Raw genomic sequence first — 15,694 nt, forward strand, 5'->3', positions numbered from 1 at the left:
AAAGAATCCTAAGCGTTATTGCCAAATGGTATTGAGTTGTTCTGCGAATCGGGTAATGCCGTAAAACTGTACTTCAAAGTGATCCATCATTATTCCGAGATACACGATCAGTAAAACACTCGCGATGGCACTTTTTATTGGCATGGCAAGGAAAAAAACATTCAATTGCGGTGCAAAACGACTGATAAGCGCCAGACCAAACTCAGCAAGAAACATTGCCAACACTAGTGGAGCGGACATCAACACACCAAGCCACATAAGCTGTTCAAATTGCGCGTAGAAGAAGCTAACCCATGCGTCGCTAACGGTTGGGAAAAAGTCCACGATCGGCCAAGATGTATAGCTTTTGAATAACGCATAGATAAAAGTGACAAAGCCCCCGCCAGAGAAGAACAGGGTAATCAACGTTTGGGTCAGCAACACGGCTGTTGGTGTGGATTGTGAGCCTAGCGTTGGGTTAAACATACTTGCCATGGCAGCACCACGTTGGTTGTCGACCAGAAAACCGGCCGCTTCTATCGCCCAAAAGGGGATAGCAGCAACAAACCCTATCAATAGCCCAATTAATACCTCCTTACCCAAAATCACTATCAGCCAAATGCCGTCGGTTTCTGCGGGCAAGCTTTGCTGATTAATCATCGGAAATATAAACAGCGCGAGTGAGCAAAGCACACCATTTCTCACCATGGTGCCGCCTAGCATTTGCTTGCTCAAAATAGGCAAAAAGATGAAGCATGCCATTAACCGAGGTAACGTCAGACTGTACAAAAATAAAACCTGGTGTAAGTCGTGATAACTCATCGTATTTGAGGAATTTTATCCATAGCAAGCGAGGCGAAGGCGTGGAGCTCTGCCCCTAGCCATTGCGTTGTGACGAACAGCGTAATAATGACCGCGATAAGCTTGACCACAAAGCCTAACGTTTGTTCTTGGACCTGAGTTAACGCCTGAATAAGCGACACCAATGTACCAACCAATGCTGCGACTAAAATCGGCGGTAATGACAAGTACAACACTAGGGTTAATGCTTGAGTCGTGAAATGAATGATTTCAGCAGAATGCATACTTTCTCCGTGATTAACCGTAACTCAACACTAAGCCGTGGGTGAGCTTTGTCCAGCCGTCAAGCAAGACAAAAAGCAACAATTTGAAGGGGAGGGAAATCGTCATTGGCGATACCATCATCATCCCCATCGCGAGTAGGATATTCGACACAATTAGGTCAATAGCGATGAACGGTAAGTACAACAGAAAGCCAATTTCAAAAGCGCGAGTAAGCTCGCTGACGGTAAATGCGGGCAGTAAGAGCAATAAGCTGTCCGACTCTAAACGGTCTACGTACTTCTGTGGCCACAATGTGCGTGCAGCATCAGTGAAGAATATGGCTTCGGTTTCCCGAATATGCTTTTTCAAAAATTCTCGATAAGGCTGTAAACCGCTTTCAATGAGGCCTTCTACACTTGCAGAATCTTCAAGGGAGATATCATGCTGCTTTACGTAGTCGTAGGTTTCAAACCCGACGGGAGCCATGATGAAAATTGACAGAATGATAGCCAATCCGTAAAGCGCCATATTCGGCGGAATTTGCTGTACACCGAGAGCGTTACGCAGCAGTGAGAATACAACGGCGAGTTTCACAAATGACGTCGCCATCATGGCGATAAATGGGATCAGTGCCAGCAGTGCTAAGCTGACAATGAGATTGAGCTCGTCGGGTAACTGGATCATGCTGGCTCCTGCGTGCCACCGAACAGCTCCAGTACGCGCACACCTAAATGTTCGTTAACATTAACCAGTTCACACTCACCAATGATTTTGCCGTTGGCACGCAATGTTACCGGCTTAGATACAGGCTGGTTTAGCTCGAATACGTACCCTGGCTGAAGCTGGTTAAGCTGCTCTAGCGTGATGGTTTGATGGCCGATATCAAACGTGAGTTCCACAGGCAGTTGCTGGTGGTCGGTTAACATTTCTGAAGTGTTTACGTCATTCATATTGGTTTCTTTTTCCATAATGTGAAGAGTTTGGTCATCCAGTTGGCAGCGCCAGAGATTCTGGTTAGATACTTGAAAAATGGCTTGTTGCTTGGCGATGTAACCATCGTCAAAAAAGATGACATCTCCCAGCTCGAGCGAATTAAATTCGCTTAACGTCAAATGGGTCCTTCCAAGACTTAACCACACAGGTAAAGCGAGGTGTCGAGCTTGTAGAGCAGCGCTGTTTGGTAGCGCATCCAACAACACGTCTGATCCTTCGCTAACCCACAAACAAAGAGAGCCGTTAGGCTTATTGAGGGTTAACATTAAAGTATGCTCTTGGGCCTGGCTCGCCTCTAACGGCTGTAGTTGACTAAGAATGGGTAACTGACCAAATAGCGCTTTGATTGCCTCACTATGCGGTTCTATCTGTGAGCTCAAAAGTGCTAACTGGAGGGAGTTAGGCAGGGACTCAAACGCAGTAGCATTTAAGGTCGATTTCAGCCAATGTTGGAGCTGCGCACGAGAAAAGTCTACTTGTAGGGTTTGCCCTCCAATCAACGTGGTTAAACGGAACCCTTCAAATGAAGGGATTTGAGCAACAGTAATCGATACGCTCTGACCATCAGTCCCTTGGAAGTGGCACTGTTTTGCACAAAGTTGATTGCTGAGCGCGATACTTTCTGCATCCACTTTGGGGATTATTAACGGCGTCATAGGTCATTCTCCGCTTGCCATTCTTCATACACGCTGCGTTGTTGGCGTGAGTGTTGTTGTTCATGTTGTTGTTGATCGAGCTGTTGAGTTTGTTCGCTGATCGCTAAGCGAAGTGGCTGCTCACCGCCGAATCGGTTTAGCCGTTCAGCAAGATCTTGTCTAGCTTGCTGGCTAATAATGGAAAGGGCATGCTCTTGTCGAATCGTCACGCTATACCCTTGAGCGTCCAACTTGATGTGGATTTCACCACCTTTTAATTGCCCTTCACTTAGAAACAGCCGAACCTCTTTGTTGTCCGATGCGGTTGGCAGAGCAACATAGATTTTGTCCACCAATTGCTGGAGTAATTGGTTTACGTCTCGCGTTGGGCTTGGTTGAGCCTGCGAAGCAACACTTTTTAGGATGACATCGCCTTGTGTTACCGCACTTGCAAAGGACTGAGAGGGCACTTTTTCTTCATCCGTTTTAACGGCGAATAGTGCGCTTTTCGTCTCGATTTTTTCAAGAGGCTTGGTTTCAGGCAGGCCACCAGTTTGGTCTGGTCGTTTGCCTGTATTCTGTAGCGACGGAGTTGCACGCTTATTGTGCGTTTTTTCAGTTTGCTTTTTCGTTAAGCCAACAATGTTAATCCCATATTGAGCGAGCTCTGTCTCTGTCGCACTTTGGGGAAGCAAGCCAGATTCAAGCGTAGAGAGACAATCCGGCGAGGTATGTTTATCCATCGGCGTCGGTTTATCATCTTTCAAATGAGCTTGAGCTTGAAAGTGAGGATCAACACGCTCGGTAGAAGGGGAGCTTAGAACTGTGTCGCCATCGCTTTTTCCATCATTTTTAAGCAATTTATTGTTTTCGCTAATTATTTCTTCGCTATTTGCTGCGTCGTCTTGCGGTTTCTCTATATCTCTCTTAGTGACGACGTCACTTTTACCTTTTAAAGTGGAGGTGTTTTTGTCAGCGTTGGCTTCTTGGTTCGATAGGTTAAGTTTCTTATCTAGACCTTGAGATGTCTTATGCCTTAGCGGTATGTCTTCTTCGCCAGTATGATTTTTTTGGGGATTCGCAACGATAGACTCCTTTCCCTTGCTAGGCTTCTTCGTCATTGCATGCTCGAATTGTGATTGAAGCTCGGCCTCCTTCTCGAGAGGCACTTGTTCCGGCGTTGATTTGTGCAGCGTATTCGATGTTTCAGTTGTTGGGGTAATGCGCATAGTGAACCTTTAGATAATGTCGACAGTGCGAAACTCTTCCTGTTCGAGTTCTTCTTGGTATTGCCTTTCTCGCGATTTTTCCGCGACTTCTTGTTGCTGCAACTGAACGAATTTTTCTTTGGTTTTATGGGCTTGTCGCGCCTCTTTTTGCTTTTCTTTAAGTGCCGAGCGTTCGATTTCAAGCGCTTTTTTTGACTCGGCCACACGTTGTTTAAGTTCGGCTTCTCTCTCTCTTAACAACGCGATTTCTTGTCTTAATGTTTCCAGCTCTTTAAGAACGAGCGTTTGTTGTTTTGCTTTAGCAAAACGTCGCTCTTCTTCTTCCTGGCGCCAAACGTGATAGTCCGCGACAGAACGTTCGGCCTTTTGAACCTGTGCTGCGGCGTTTGACACTCGGTATTCTTGACGCTTGACGGCTTTATCCGCACGGTCAGCGCGAATTTTTTTGATTTCTAATAAGCGTTCTATCATTGTTTCGCCATCCCTTTAAGTTGAGCGATAGCGCCATCAAGATCGCTTGGTTCATGAGTGCCTTGGCGTAAAAAGGCGCGTATATCATCACTTTGTGCAATGGCCATATCCGCTCGGCTATCTGCGCCATGTTGGTATTCGCCAATTTTGATTAGCAGTTCAACTTCTTCATACTTAGCTAACATTTCGCGAATATGAGCAGCAGACACCTGATGATCGGATTCAACGATTTGATTCATCACTCGGCTTGCTGACCGAAGTACATCAATGGCGGGGTAATGGTTCATTGCCGCAAGTTTGCGCGAGAGAATGATGTGCCCGTCTAAAATTGAGCGAGTTTCATCCGCGACAGGCTCCGTCATGTCGTCACCTTCCACCAACACGGTGTACAGTGCTGTAATTGATCCTTTGTCTGATTGTCCAGCTCGTTCCATCAGCTTTGGCAAAGCGGCAAAAACAGAAGGTGGATAGCCACGTCGTGTTGGTGGCTCGCCTGCGGCTAGTCCAATCTCCCTCTGTGCGCGGGCGAAACGCGTCACCGAATCCATCAGCAGTAGCACGCGTTTACCTTGGTCACGAAAATATTCTGCGATAGAAGTGGCAACAAAGGCGGCTTTGGCGCGCTCCATTGCTGGGCGATCAGAGGTAGCGACCACTAAAACCGATTTGGCCATACCTTCTTCGCCTAGGTCATCCTCAATAAACTCGCGCACTTCGCGTCCACGTTCACCAATCAAAGCGAGAACGGTCACGTCAACTTCTGCGGAGCGAATCAGTTTTGCCAGTAGGGTACTTTTACCCCCGCCAGCCGCTGCAAAAATACCCATGCGCTGACCTTCACCACAGGTCAGTAGCCCATCAATGGATCGAACGCCAAGAGAGATTGGCTTTTCAATCAGTTTACGTTGCATTGGTGGTGGCGCATCGCGATAAACAGGATACCAAGCACTTGGTTCCTGACTTTGCGTACCATCGAAAGGACGCCCAAGCCCGTCAAGCGTTGTACCTAACAGGTGGTCGCCAACACCCACTTCGTGCATTTTGCCCATTGGGCTTACTTCTGTATTTGAGGAAATCCCAAACATATTTCCTAACGGGGTGAGCAGAGCGTGATGCTGCTGGAAGCCAACCACTTCCGCTAACAAAGACAGAGTTTGATCGGGATTACGCAACTCACACAGTTCACCTACACGAACGCCAGGGACGACAGCTTTGATAATGGTGCCGGTGACTTGTGTAACGCGCCCGCGAATTTGGATCAAACGCGTGTGTTTAATCGCAGATTGTTGGATATCAGTGATGTATGAGAAATCGTTCAAGGTAAAAATATGCGCAATGATTGATGCTGAGAGGATAGAAAGTATAAGAATCAATTTATAGTGAATATCAGTCGGGAGTTTTTAGAAAACTGAAAGCGCACTAAAAAAACACGTCTGATTTTGACAGCTTCAAAAAAGCGCACTTCCTATAATTCGCCTGTATTGTGCGGAAGGAGTGCAAGTGAATGAGTATTATCAACAATCATATCGCAACAAATCCAAAGTTTGATGCGTCTATCCAAAACGGGTTGGAATCGTCTCGCCCCGACGTTTCACAAAAAGGCAATTATCGCGGTGAAACCGTCCGTGTTCACAATGCCACACAATCACTTTTTGATGCGATGGAAGAACTCACTTCACTCGGTTCCGAAAAAGCAGAGAAAGATCTGACCAAGCGCAAAGTGAAAGACAGTGGTGTTCGAGTTAATGAAGCACATGAACTCGTTTCGGACTATTTAAGAAAAGTCCCTGATCTTGAAAAGAATCAAAAGATCAAAGATTTGGCTACAAAAATGGCGGGAGGAAATATCTCGACCATCGCGCAATTACAAGCCTACTTGAATGGGTTTTCCGAGGAGAAAAGCCATCAATACCTCGCCCTAAAAGCCGTTAAAAAGTTTTTGAGTGCGAGTCCAGAAAGTAAACACCTACTAGCGCTGATTGACCAAGCACTTCTAAGAATCGAGCAAAACCCAGATACATGGTCTCAAATTGATACGGAAATCCGTGTCTCAAATTTTGCTGATGAATACAGCCAAGAGCAAGAGTTTAGCTCTTTGCATCAGCTGCGCGGCTTCTACCGCGATACCGTTCATAGTTATCAAGGGCTCGGCGCGGCTTATCAAGATGTAGTGGCGCGCTTTGGTGAGCAGGAGGTATCGACTGCTGTTGACTTTATGCTGCAAGGCATGAGTGCAGATCTTAGTGTTCAAGGTAGCAGTATCGATTCGGTTAAGTTGCAGTGGTTGATGTCCGATATGCAAAAACTCAAAACTCTAAATACGTTGCAAGATCGTGTGAGTCAGCTGTTCCAAATGTTTAAACCGGAAAGGACGAATTATGGCTTATCAAGTTTCTAATTTGATGGCTGATGTGATTGCGTTGGTAGAGCAGCGATGGGTAAGCAGTGATGAGATATGGAAAGTCGCCAACGCAATGGAATTGACGGCGGTAGAACAAAAAATCGATTTTTTTCGAGAGTTCCATAAGTTAGTTCGCGCAATCCCAATTGACGTATTCGCCGATGAAGAACAACGACAGAATTTAATCCAAGCGGTACAAAAGGCGCTAGACGAAGCCATTGATATAGAAGAAGAGGAAGCGTGGGAAGATGAGTTGGATTGATGCATCCGTCGATGAATTTTGCCGAGGAATGGGGCTCGATGCCGTCGATTTCTCATCAGCTGGACGGGTGCAGCTGGATTTTGAGCAAAGTGGTACGCTGCATATTGAGCGACAGGGTGAGCAGTTATTCTTGATGTTGTCTCGAGCGTTATCTTGGCATCAAACCAGTGACATGATTCAAAGTGCACTGTGTTTGTGTCATGCCGATCAAGGCTGGCCTTTCGAAATTAAAACCGGCTTGTTAGATGAGCAAACTCTGGTTTTTTCAGCAAGGCTAAAAGGAGAAGAAGTAACACTTCCGACCTTAGAGCAAGCGTTTACGCTTTTGGCTCGTCTGCATAACGATGTGGCAGGCTCATGACTCGAGTTAGCACTTTAAACGTAGGCATAGAAGCCTTCACGCATGTTACTCATAGTGAGGTTAAGGCCGATTTCCCTGAACGGTTTCAATTACTTCCGGATGGACAGGCGGTCGCTACGCATTTAGAGAAGCTCTATGACCTCAGGCCTTCAGACCAATACCTAATCGCGTTAACCAAGCCAAAATTGTTGCACTCAGAGTTGTTGCGTCCAGAAAAGTACCGCCAACAGTTCGATGAAACGTTGGCTCAGCTGCAAGTTCTTGCACAGGACTCAGGCTCCGTTTCTTTTATCAAAGCATCCGAAACGCTACAAAGTACACAACTTGATCAGCGTTACCTCACTATGGCGCTCAATCTCCTTATTCAGGTCTAACCAACATGTTGAGATCCAAAGACATTGAACTCTTACTTGTTCACGCTGCGCTACAAGTTCAATACCAAAAGCCAGAGCATGCCATTTCTATTCTCGATGCGGTTCTAGAAATAGAACCGCATCACAAAGAGGCGATGCAAACACTTGCTGTGGCGTGTTTACAAAGTGGTCGATATACCCGGACGATTGAGGTGTGTGAGCACTTATTAAAATCCGACCTTCATCCTGACTCGGCAGGACTCTGGTTTTGTTTAAGCCAAGCGCGTTGGAAACAAAATGACGTCGATGGGGCACGCCAAGCGCACCGACGCTATCTGCAATCTTTAAATAGTGAATCACATGAATAAGTTGATCGATATTCTAAACAAAGTAGGGCAACGCAAAGACATCATGCTTGCGGTGATGTTACTCGCGATCGTCTTTATGATGATATTGCCACTTCCTACCGCACTGGTGGATGTGCTGATTGGCACCAACATGAGCATTGCGGTGGTGCTGCTTATGTTAGCGATTTACATCACCACGCCACTTGAGTTCTCTGCATTTCCTGCGGTGCTATTGATCACGACATTGTTTCGTCTGTCTTTATCTATCACGACAACCCGCTTGATCTTGCTACAAGGCGATGCTGGTCAAATCGTTTATACATTCGGTAACTTCGTTGTGGGCGGTAACTTAGTGGTCGGTATTGTTGTGTTCCTGATCATTACCATTGTTCAGTTTATGGTGATCACCAAAGGCTCAGAAAGGGTAGCAGAAGTTAGTGCGCGCTTCTCACTCGATGCGATGCCTGGTAAGCAGATGAGTATTGACGGTGACATGCGTGCTGGAGTAATTGACGTACACGAAGCTAGGCACCGACGATCACTGATTGAAAAAGAAAGCCAAATGTATGGCTCGATGGATGGCGCGATGAAGTTCGTTAAAGGCGACTCCATTGCGGGTCTGGTCATCATTGTGGTCAACATCTTAGGTGGCGTCACGATCGGGGTAACGCAAAAAGGCATGAGTGCTTCTGAAGCACTTGAGTTATTTGCGATTTTGACCGTTGGCGATGGTTTGGTGTCGCAGATCCCGGCACTCTTTATCGCGATTACCGCCGGTATTATCGTGACGCGTGTTTCTCATGAAGACTCTTCTGATCTTGGGTCGGACATTGGTGGGCAGGTGATTGCTCAGCCACGTGCGCTTCTTATTGGTGGTGTGCTTTTGGTGCTGTTCGCACTCATCCCTGGGTTTCCAAAAATCACTTTTCTTGTCTTGGCCGCCGTGGTTGGTGGTGGTGGTTTCTTCCTTTTCTATCAACAGAAAAAACAAGCTGAATCAGATAGCACCGACTTATCAAGCTTTGTTTCGCAAGGGGCCGGTTCGCCAGCAGCGAAGCCAAGCAAACCCACTCCATCTAGAAACAGTAAAGGCAAATTAGGTGAGCAAGAAGAGTTTGCCATGACGGTCCCACTCTTGATCGATCTTGACGCGAGCCTTCAGGAAAGCTTGGAAGCGGTCGCATTAAATGAAGAGCTAGCAAGGGTTAGACGCGCACTATATCTCGACCTAGGCGTGCCTTTCCCAGGCATCCACCTGCGCTTTAACGAGGGGATGCAAAATGGCGAGTACTTAATTCAGTTACAAGAAGTCCCGGTTGCACGAGGACGAATTGTTAAAGATCAACTCTTGGTGACAGAAGGGAATGAACAGATCGATTTATTAGGCGTGCCTTATGAGCAAGATGAAGATTTTCTACCTGGTATTTCTAGCATTTGGGTGGCACAGAGTTATGAGCAAAAACTCGTAGCCAGTCATGTAGGTTTTCTCACACCCGACAGAATTTTAACGTACCACTTGTCTCATGTTCTCAAGGAGTACGCACAAGACTTTATTGGTATTCAGGAGACGCGTTATCTGTTGGAGCAGATGGAAGGCGGTTATTCGGAGCTAGTCAAAGAAGCCCAGCGTATTGTTCCGTTGCAAAAAATGACGGAAATCTTGCAACGCTTGGTTTCTGAAGACATTTCTATCCGAAACCTTCGCGTGATCTTGGAAGCGATGGTTGAGTGGGGCCAAAAAGAGAAAGATGTTGTACAGCTGACGGAGTACATTCGTTCCAGCTTAAAACGTTACATTTGCTACAAATACGCGAGCGGACAAAACATGTTGCCCGCTTACTTATTGGATCAAAATCTCGAAGACACAATACGCAGCGGTATTCGTCAAACCTCAGCAGGGAGTTACTTGGCGTTAGATCCGTCAGTAACGCAACAATTTGTCAGTGATGTGAAACAGACCATTGGTGACTTAAGCCGCATGCCGAATAAACCTGTGCTAGTTGTGTCTATGGATGTACGCCGATATGTGCGAAAGCTTATTGAATCGGAATACTACGATCTGCCCGTTTTGTCATTTCAAGAACTAACCCAGCAAATCAATATTCAGCCACTTGGAAGGGTGGGGATGTAATGAAAACAAAACTAATACTCTCGCTGGCGCAAGCGGGGATCGAAGTGACGCCATACTTTTGGCAACAAAGTGAAATTCAACTTGGTTATCGAATTGAAGTTGAAGGCTTAGAGCTCGTTTTTCGGGTGGAGGACGGTGAAATCATCATCGTTCTTCTGAAACGCGTTCGTCCCAAATTGGGGTTGAGTAACCCCTTTGCCGGCTTATTTCTTTTGGCTGAACATGCCATTCAACTTTATCCCTCCGATTGGGTCATTCGCGGCAACGTCGATGTGTTACGTGGTAGCAACATGAGCAGCCAGCGATTGGCACAATTCTATCTAAAAGCATGCGGTGCAAGCCATGATGAGCTAGACGACTGGTACTGTTTACGCCTAGCAGATTATAGACCTTTGAAAAAGTTGAAAAAGTAAAAACTCACGACTGTTACTGACAGCACCGATGAGATGACCCGCTTTAAGATAGGAATCAAGATGAAGCAACCGTTTACCGATGCGATTGAGAACGCTGAGCTTGCCATTAGAAAAGCTGAAGACAGAACCGATATTTTTAACGAGCTATTGGAAGGCTTAGGTGTTGGTCCTGTTGCGGGTGATGTTTTACTTGGCGGCATAAAAGCACCAGTAGATACCATGAAACGTGCAGAGCAAGAGCTAATAGACGAAGTCCAGCGCCGCCGGCAACAACAAACTCAGCTACAAGGTACGTCAGGTAAACGCAGAAAGCGTCCCACAGTGATGCGCGGCATGATGATTTAGAGGTTTGGAAATGACGAATATGAAAACGACTGGCTCTACGATAGGAGCAACAGACACAGCTGCGAGTAGTGCACCATTACCCACTTTCCAACAAAACTTGATAGAGGCATTTACCCCTGTACTGGGTGAAGCAGAGACTCAGCAACTTGCCTCTCTAATCTCTTCATTGCCAACTATCTCGGGACAAACGGAATCACAAAGCATCGCGCTTTATGTTGATACACTTGAAAACCTAAAAGCGAAAAATAACGCGTTTGCTGATATATCATTGACCGACACCGCATCTGTTTGGATAAAGTCGCTACAAAGTGCTAACTCAGATGGCGAATTAACCGCAGCCGAGTTTAATGCTCAAACAAACCAAACGCTATCAAATCAGTTTCAGGCTTGGTTTAGTAAGTTACTGACGGAAAACGTAGATAGCTCGTTGTCTACTGAGTTTGTTAGTCAATTTAATCTGGGCACTCAGAGTAACCAAGCGGAGCAGATCGCCAACCTCTCCGAGACAGGTCTGGCTAATGCCACCAAAGAAATTTCTCTTTTTGTTGCAGAGCTTGCTAATCAAATGGGCTCCCGTGAAGTGAGAGATGCTTCTATTTCTTTTCTTCGCAATGCCTTTAGTAGCTTAGGTTCCGTTAATCTCGCGCAACTGAAGAGCTCGGACTTTCTGTTGACTAAAGAGAGTTTCGCCCTTCAAGTCTCAGCTCAATTAAAAAGTAGTTTTCAAGGCATCGGTATTACTTTAAGCACCGATGACGCAAGTGCGCTAGCTAGCAGAATTACCTGGACTCCTGGTATTTCTAAGCAGCAGCTTAAAGAAGCGTTAGATGAAATGGCCGCTCAAGTGAAAGGCCAATATAGCGCAGCTTATGGTGAGGCGAGTGGAACGAACAATCTAAAAGCAGCACTTAATATTGTCATTGGTGGAACTGAGCCTTTGACCCTTTCTAGTCTGTTCGCCAACTTCGCGGTGAGTTTAACAAATATAGAAATCGACGACTTTTACCAGGACAGCGCGATAGCCGATGTCCAAAAGACACAAATAACGGCAGCTCAAGTTAATTTGATCAAAGAAAACACCGAACGAGATATCCGATTACAGTTTGAAAAAATAGTAAAAGGTGAATCTACCGGGGCTTCATTTACTGAGCGATACGAGGCATTGCGCAAAAACTTAGGGGCATTGAAAGAGCGTCTACTCAATATCACCGACAAAGAGAAAGCGGATCGCGAGGTGAGAGCAGAGCACTCTCTAACGGCTCGTGATTTGTTGGCCGTTGTTGAGTCCAGCATTGGAGACCGTTTTGATGAGCAAGTGCTGCTTGCACTAAATGAGCGTCGTGTTAACCGTTTAGAGAAACGTAATGACCAGAAAGAGGCATTAGAGGATCTCACAATACAGCTTAAAGTTTTTGGTGTTGTGCAATCAAAAATTCACTCTACGCAAAGTGTTGATGGGGTTTATAAGCCGGGATATCCAGAAAGTAACTTCAAAGCGAGTGACTTTAACTACAGCAATCAAACGGATTTTGAAGCTTCACCTGAGTACAAGTATTTGACGGATAATAAGATAACAAACCATCGAGACTTCCTTCAAACACAAGGTATTACTATCGGTGATGGTGCGTCGTACCAAGACGAAGAGAAGTCGAAAAAACTGTCTAATTTTTCTAGTTCTGTCAGTGCTAAATCCAAGTTGCTTAACGATGAAGTGCAAATCAAAACCACTGAGCTGAACGACACCAGTTCTCAATACAACTCGACCGTTGAAGCGATGAACAAGTTTGTTCAGAAGTACCACAGTATTTTACAAGAAATCCTACGAGCCATTTAAGGATAACCAACCATGACTAAAACAAACGCGACCGATCCATCCCAAATGCAAGCAGAAGAGCTGCTGTCTTTTCTGGAAGAGGGAGGCACGCTAAAAATGTTGCACGATGTGTCTCAGGACACCATCGAACATATTTATGCCGTAGGTTACAACTTTTTCCAATCGGGAAAGATTGAGCAAGCAGCGAAAGTATTTCAATTACTCAGCATGCTTGATCATTATCAGGCGCGATTTTTCATTGGCCTTGGCGCGGCTCGTCAGGAGTTGGGTGAGTATCTGCAGGCAATAGACGCCTACAGCTACGCAGCGCTAGTGGACGTAAATGATCCACGCCCACCTTTTCACTCTGCTGAATGTCACCTTAAACTGGAACAACTGACAGAAGCAGAGAGTGGGTTTTACAGCGCGAAGGAGATGTCTGCCGGAAAATCACAATATGCAGATTTGCATGAGCGTGCAGGCATCATGTTAGAAGCGGTGAGAAATAAAAAGGAGTAATTAGACTATGAGTTCTATTGCACTTGACCGCATCCAGACACAGGTTTATAGCCCTGAATCTGGCCAAGCCACGTTAGATAACGTGCAGAAAACGACGTCTACAGCGACGCCTTCTGTGACGGTAGAAAACGTGAAGAGTAAAGATGCAGATGTACTGAACACCGGAAAAGTAAAAGTTCAGTTAGATGCACCTAACGCAGTTGTTAGTGACAAAGTGAATGATTTGACGCTAAAAGCCATGGCACAGCTGCAAAAGATCGTCGATACCATTGCAAAATCTCTCCATGCAGTTGCAGACCAAACAGGTTCGATTGCCGTCAAAATCATCGCAGGATCTGCTGATGATTTTGAAGTAGAGCTTGCTGCTATCACGGATAAACTGAAAAGTGCTCAAAACGAGCTGAAAATTCAGGAAGTGAAGGTCGCAAAAGCTAAGCACGAAAAAGAGATGGTGGAAAACCAAGACAAAATCAAAGAATCGGAAGCCGCTGCAAAAGAAGCCCAAAAATCAGGCTTAGCAGCGAAGATCTTTGGTTGGATCAGTGCGGTGGTTTCTATTGTTGTTGGTGCCGTAATGGTGGCAACGGGTGTTGGTGCAGCAGCCGGTGCACTTATGATCGCTGGTGGCGTCATGGGAGCAGTGAGCATGGCGTTGCAAGAGCCAGCCGTTCAAGATGCGCTAAAAGAAGCGGGCGTAAATGTCGATGTGTTAAACAAAGTCGTAATGGCATTAGAAATCGCCGTCGCGGTTATCGGAGCTGTTGTGACGTTTGGTGGTGCAGCAGCTGGCGGTATCGCGAAACTTGCAGCGAAAGGTGCTGGTAAGGTAGCTCAAAAGGTCACGGAAATCGCTACGAAAGCCGCTGCAAACATGGCGAAAGTGGCGGATATGGGCACAAAAGCTGCGACAACAACAGCGAAAGCGATTCGTTATGGCGCAGAAACCGTCGATCTTGCCGTCAACGTGGGTAAAGGCGCAACGGACAGTGTCCACGCTGCTAACAATGCTCACGTGACAGAGATTCAGGCTGATATCACAGACCTTCGAGCCAAAATGACGTTAAGCCAGGCTGTCATTGATAAGCTCAAAGAAGAGATTGGTAAGTTGATGGAAGACTTCCAAGAGCTGATGAGTCTCATCATGCAAATGATTCAAGCGAAAAGTGAAACTATGCAAACGGTGTTAAGCCGTCCTGCAACGGTATAAGGAGTTTATTATGCTAGATAAAGTAGGCGGAACGGGTCGTGGTGAACTATACGGTTTAGGCGATACCATTAAAACCAACAAAGCAGAAAAAGCGCCGGAAACAAAGCTTGAAGCGGGCGCCGTTAAAAGCCAAAGTGAGTCAGGTGCTGCTGGTGCAGCACGCTACCAGTTAGAGACGCCTAAAGCTCCTACAGTGAGTAACCAAGCTCAAGTTGTTGCAAACCTAATGAGCGCTCTTGCACCGACGGTGAGCTCATTAATGAGCACAACGATGAAAGCGCTTAACGGTGAGGAGGTGATCAAGTCACCATCAGATGCGGTATCACAATCGTTGACGCTATTAACATTGTTGTATCAAGTATCAAAGCTGAGCCGTGAGCAGCAAGTGCTACAACGTGAAATTGCTGTTGAAGCAAACGTCGCGAGTTTAGAAAGCCAAGCGGCAGAACTAAACAACTCGGCAAGCGCGATGATCGCGATGGCAGTCGTTTCGGGTGTACTAGCGGGTGCTACCGCAATTATTGGTGCCCTTGGTTCTTTCAAAGCAGGGAAAGAAATCAAGAATGAAATGGCGAGCAATAATGTACTGAAAACGCAAAAAGCTGGCTTCGATCAAGCAGAAGAGTTATTAAATAACAATAGCTTGTCTAAAACGCAGCAAGATCAGGTTAAGCGTGCGCACTCACTAGCGAAAGACAATATCGCAGACACGACAGCGCAGCTGACAAGTGGTGGCCGTAAGTTCGATAAGTTGATGAGCTCAAACCAAGCGAAGAACGCGATTCTTCAAGCTTTGGGCCAGATGGCAAACTCAGCATCGAATGTAGAGCAAACCAAAGCGCAAGCGCGCAGCAAAGATGATGAAGTACAAGCGACTCGCGCACAAGCAGCCAAACAGAAAGCCGATGAAAACATTGGTTTCCAAGAAGGCTTATTGAAAGAGCTACGTGACTTGTTCCGATCTATCTCAGATAGCCAGAACCAAGCGTGGCGAGCATCAGTCCCAACGGTGTAACCATCCGTTTCACTAACTACAAAGCGTTGTTTATACAACGCTTTTTTTATGGGATTCAAGTCTAAATGCTATTTATCAGTAGGTTAAGTTGATAAAAAAGTATATATCTATAAATCAACCTCCAAGGATGAGAACTTAAACGTTATCAAATTGTT

The 15,694-nt window shown here is 46.0% G+C and carries 19 protein-coding genes; 12 read left to right on the plus strand and 7 right to left on the minus strand.

The window, feature by feature from the left end:
- Nucleotides 1-15: 15 nt before the first annotated feature.
- Genes sctT through vscN form a run of 7 tightly spaced genes read right to left on the minus strand, consistent with a single transcriptional unit; the run spans nucleotide 16 to nucleotide 5,691 of the window.
- Nucleotides 16-801 carry a type III secretion system export apparatus subunit SctT gene (sctT, locus tag R7Z50_RS17420; protein ID WP_017634548.1) on the minus strand — a complete coding sequence of 262 codons (786 nt, stop codon included), beginning with the start codon at nucleotides 799-801 and terminating at the stop codon, nucleotides 16-18.
- Complete coding sequence (vscS, locus tag R7Z50_RS17425) at nucleotides 798-1,064, minus strand: SctS family type III secretion system export apparatus subunit VscS (protein WP_005377227.1); 267 nt, start codon at nucleotides 1,062-1,064, stop codon at nucleotides 798-800. The genes sctT and vscS overlap by 4 nt, the downstream gene beginning before the upstream one ends.
- Nucleotides 1,065-1,077: 13 nt before the next feature.
- Nucleotides 1,078-1,728 (minus strand): SctR family type III secretion system export apparatus subunit VscR, encoded by a 651-nt coding sequence (vscR, locus tag R7Z50_RS17430; RefSeq protein WP_005377232.1) that lies wholly within the window; start codon nucleotides 1,726-1,728, stop codon nucleotides 1,078-1,080.
- The gene (gene vscQ / locus R7Z50_RS17435; RefSeq protein WP_017634547.1) at nucleotides 1,725-2,693 is read right to left on the minus strand and encodes a SctQ family type III secretion system cytoplasmic ring protein VscQ; all 969 of its coding nucleotides are present in this window, start codon (nucleotides 2,691-2,693) and stop codon (nucleotides 1,725-1,727) included. Before vscQ ends, vscR begins: the two co-directional genes overlap by 4 nt.
- Complete coding sequence (locus R7Z50_RS17440) at nucleotides 2,690-3,901, minus strand: type III secretion system needle length determinant (RefSeq protein ID WP_318149176.1); 1,212 nt, start codon at nucleotides 3,899-3,901, stop codon at nucleotides 2,690-2,692. The genes vscQ and R7Z50_RS17440 overlap by 4 nt, the downstream gene beginning before the upstream one ends.
- A gap of 9 nt (nucleotides 3,902-3,910) precedes the next feature.
- Complete coding sequence (locus R7Z50_RS17445) at nucleotides 3,911-4,372, minus strand: type III secretion protein (protein ID WP_005377236.1); 462 nt, start codon at nucleotides 4,370-4,372, stop codon at nucleotides 3,911-3,913.
- Complete coding sequence (gene vscN, locus R7Z50_RS17450) at nucleotides 4,369-5,691, minus strand: SctN family type III secretion system ATPase VscN (protein ID WP_318149177.1); 1,323 nt, start codon at nucleotides 5,689-5,691, stop codon at nucleotides 4,369-4,371. Before vscN ends, R7Z50_RS17445 begins: the two co-directional genes overlap by 4 nt.
- A gap of 185 nt (nucleotides 5,692-5,876) precedes the next feature.
- On the opposite strand from vscN, the gene sctW reads away from it, so the two are divergent.
- The 12 genes from sctW to vopD are packed head-to-tail and all read left to right on the plus strand — an operon-like array spanning nucleotide 5,877 to nucleotide 15,539.
- Nucleotides 5,877-6,770: a type III secretion system gatekeeper subunit SctW gene (gene sctW / locus R7Z50_RS17455; protein WP_017821331.1), complete on the plus strand. Its 894-nt coding sequence runs from the start codon at nucleotides 5,877-5,879 to the stop codon at nucleotides 6,768-6,770.
- Nucleotides 6,751-7,035 (plus strand): TyeA family type III secretion system gatekeeper subunit, encoded by a 285-nt coding sequence (locus R7Z50_RS17460; RefSeq protein WP_005377239.1) that lies wholly within the window; start codon nucleotides 6,751-6,753, stop codon nucleotides 7,033-7,035. The genes sctW and R7Z50_RS17460 overlap by 20 nt, the downstream gene beginning before the upstream one ends.
- Entirely contained in the window at nucleotides 7,022-7,396 is a 375-nt protein-coding gene (gene sycN, locus R7Z50_RS17465) for a type III secretion chaperone SycN (RefSeq protein ID WP_005388159.1), read from the plus strand. The genes R7Z50_RS17460 and sycN overlap by 14 nt, the downstream gene beginning before the upstream one ends.
- A complete protein-coding gene (gene vscX, locus R7Z50_RS17470) occupies nucleotides 7,393-7,770 on the plus strand; it encodes a type III secretion system protein VscX (RefSeq protein WP_064368455.1) in 378 nt (125 codons plus the stop codon). The genes sycN and vscX overlap by 4 nt, the downstream gene beginning before the upstream one ends.
- A gap of 5 nt (nucleotides 7,771-7,775) precedes the next feature.
- Nucleotides 7,776-8,117: a type III secretion system chaperone VscY gene (vscY, locus tag R7Z50_RS17475; RefSeq protein WP_158156522.1), complete on the plus strand. Its 342-nt coding sequence runs from the start codon at nucleotides 7,776-7,778 to the stop codon at nucleotides 8,115-8,117.
- Complete coding sequence (gene vcrD, locus R7Z50_RS17480) at nucleotides 8,101-10,227, plus strand: SctV family type III secretion system export apparatus subunit VcrD (RefSeq protein ID WP_318149178.1); 2,127 nt, start codon at nucleotides 8,101-8,103, stop codon at nucleotides 10,225-10,227. The genes vscY and vcrD overlap by 17 nt, the downstream gene beginning before the upstream one ends.
- The gene (locus R7Z50_RS17485) at nucleotides 10,227-10,640 is read left to right on the plus strand and encodes an LcrR family type III secretion system chaperone (protein ID WP_053304394.1); all 414 of its coding nucleotides are present in this window, start codon (nucleotides 10,227-10,229) and stop codon (nucleotides 10,638-10,640) included. The genes vcrD and R7Z50_RS17485 overlap by 1 nt, the downstream gene beginning before the upstream one ends.
- 60 nt (nucleotides 10,641-10,700) lie before the next feature.
- Nucleotides 10,701-10,985 (plus strand): LcrG family type III secretion system chaperone, encoded by a 285-nt coding sequence (locus R7Z50_RS17490; RefSeq protein ID WP_005377254.1) that lies wholly within the window; start codon nucleotides 10,701-10,703, stop codon nucleotides 10,983-10,985.
- A 10-nt stretch (nucleotides 10,986-10,995) separates the two neighbouring features.
- Nucleotides 10,996-12,819 carry a virulence-associated V antigen gene (locus R7Z50_RS17495; protein ID WP_318149179.1) on the plus strand — a complete coding sequence of 608 codons (1,824 nt, stop codon included), beginning with the start codon at nucleotides 10,996-10,998 and terminating at the stop codon, nucleotides 12,817-12,819.
- 12 nt (nucleotides 12,820-12,831) lie between these two features.
- Nucleotides 12,832-13,317 carry a SycD/LcrH family type III secretion system chaperone VcrH gene (gene vcrH, locus R7Z50_RS17500; protein WP_005377258.1) on the plus strand — a complete coding sequence of 162 codons (486 nt, stop codon included), beginning with the start codon at nucleotides 12,832-12,834 and terminating at the stop codon, nucleotides 13,315-13,317.
- Nucleotides 13,318-13,324: 7 nt separating this feature from the next.
- Nucleotides 13,325-14,524: a type III secretion system translocon subunit VopB gene (gene vopB / locus R7Z50_RS17505; RefSeq protein ID WP_318149180.1), complete on the plus strand. Its 1,200-nt coding sequence runs from the start codon at nucleotides 13,325-13,327 to the stop codon at nucleotides 14,522-14,524.
- A 10-nt stretch (nucleotides 14,525-14,534) separates the two neighbouring features.
- Nucleotides 14,535-15,539 (plus strand): type III secretion system translocon subunit VopD, encoded by a 1,005-nt coding sequence (vopD, locus tag R7Z50_RS17510; RefSeq protein WP_318149181.1) that lies wholly within the window; start codon nucleotides 14,535-14,537, stop codon nucleotides 15,537-15,539.
- The last annotated feature ends 155 nt before the right edge of the window (nucleotides 15,540-15,694 follow it).

It is taken from the genome of Vibrio sp. 1249-1, from assembly GCF_033340495.1.

What these genes read in the sequence shown, in the direction of transcription:
- vscY (WP_158156522.1), top strand. Translation starts at nt 7,776, where the DNA reads ATGTTGAGATCCAAAGACATTGAACTCTTACTTGTTCACGCTGCGCTA.
- sycN (WP_005388159.1), top strand. Translation starts at nt 7,022, where the DNA reads ATGAGTTGGATTGATGCATCCGTCGATGAATTTTGCCGAGGAATGGGG.
- vscX (WP_064368455.1), top strand. Translation starts at nt 7,393, where the DNA reads ATGACTCGAGTTAGCACTTTAAACGTAGGCATAGAAGCCTTCACGCAT.
- R7Z50_RS17460 (WP_005377239.1), top strand. Translation starts at nt 6,751, where the DNA reads ATGGCTTATCAAGTTTCTAATTTGATGGCTGATGTGATTGCGTTGGTA.
- R7Z50_RS17495 (WP_318149179.1), top strand. Translation starts at nt 10,996, where the DNA reads ATGACGAATATGAAAACGACTGGCTCTACGATAGGAGCAACAGACACA.
- R7Z50_RS17445 (WP_005377236.1), bottom strand. Translation starts at nt 4,372, where the DNA reads ATGATAGAACGCTTATTAGAAATCAAAAAAATTCGCGCTGACCGTGCG.
- sctT (WP_017634548.1), bottom strand. Translation starts at nt 801, where the DNA reads ATGAGTTATCACGACTTACACCAGGTTTTATTTTTGTACAGTCTGACG.
- vscQ (WP_017634547.1), bottom strand. Translation starts at nt 2,693, where the DNA reads ATGACGCCGTTAATAATCCCCAAAGTGGATGCAGAAAGTATCGCGCTC.
- vscR (WP_005377232.1), bottom strand. Translation starts at nt 1,728, where the DNA reads ATGATCCAGTTACCCGACGAGCTCAATCTCATTGTCAGCTTAGCACTG.
- sctW (WP_017821331.1), top strand. Translation starts at nt 5,877, where the DNA reads ATGAGTATTATCAACAATCATATCGCAACAAATCCAAAGTTTGATGCG.
- vscS (WP_005377227.1), bottom strand. Translation starts at nt 1,064, where the DNA reads ATGCATTCTGCTGAAATCATTCATTTCACGACTCAAGCATTAACCCTA.
- vopD (WP_318149181.1), top strand. Translation starts at nt 14,535, where the DNA reads ATGCTAGATAAAGTAGGCGGAACGGGTCGTGGTGAACTATACGGTTTA.
- vopB (WP_318149180.1), top strand. Translation starts at nt 13,325, where the DNA reads ATGAGTTCTATTGCACTTGACCGCATCCAGACACAGGTTTATAGCCCT.
- R7Z50_RS17490 (WP_005377254.1), top strand. Translation starts at nt 10,701, where the DNA reads ATGAAGCAACCGTTTACCGATGCGATTGAGAACGCTGAGCTTGCCATT.
- vcrH (WP_005377258.1), top strand. Translation starts at nt 12,832, where the DNA reads ATGACTAAAACAAACGCGACCGATCCATCCCAAATGCAAGCAGAAGAG.
- R7Z50_RS17440 (WP_318149176.1), bottom strand. Translation starts at nt 3,901, where the DNA reads ATGCGCATTACCCCAACAACTGAAACATCGAATACGCTGCACAAATCA.
- R7Z50_RS17485 (WP_053304394.1), top strand. Translation starts at nt 10,227, where the DNA reads ATGAAAACAAAACTAATACTCTCGCTGGCGCAAGCGGGGATCGAAGTG.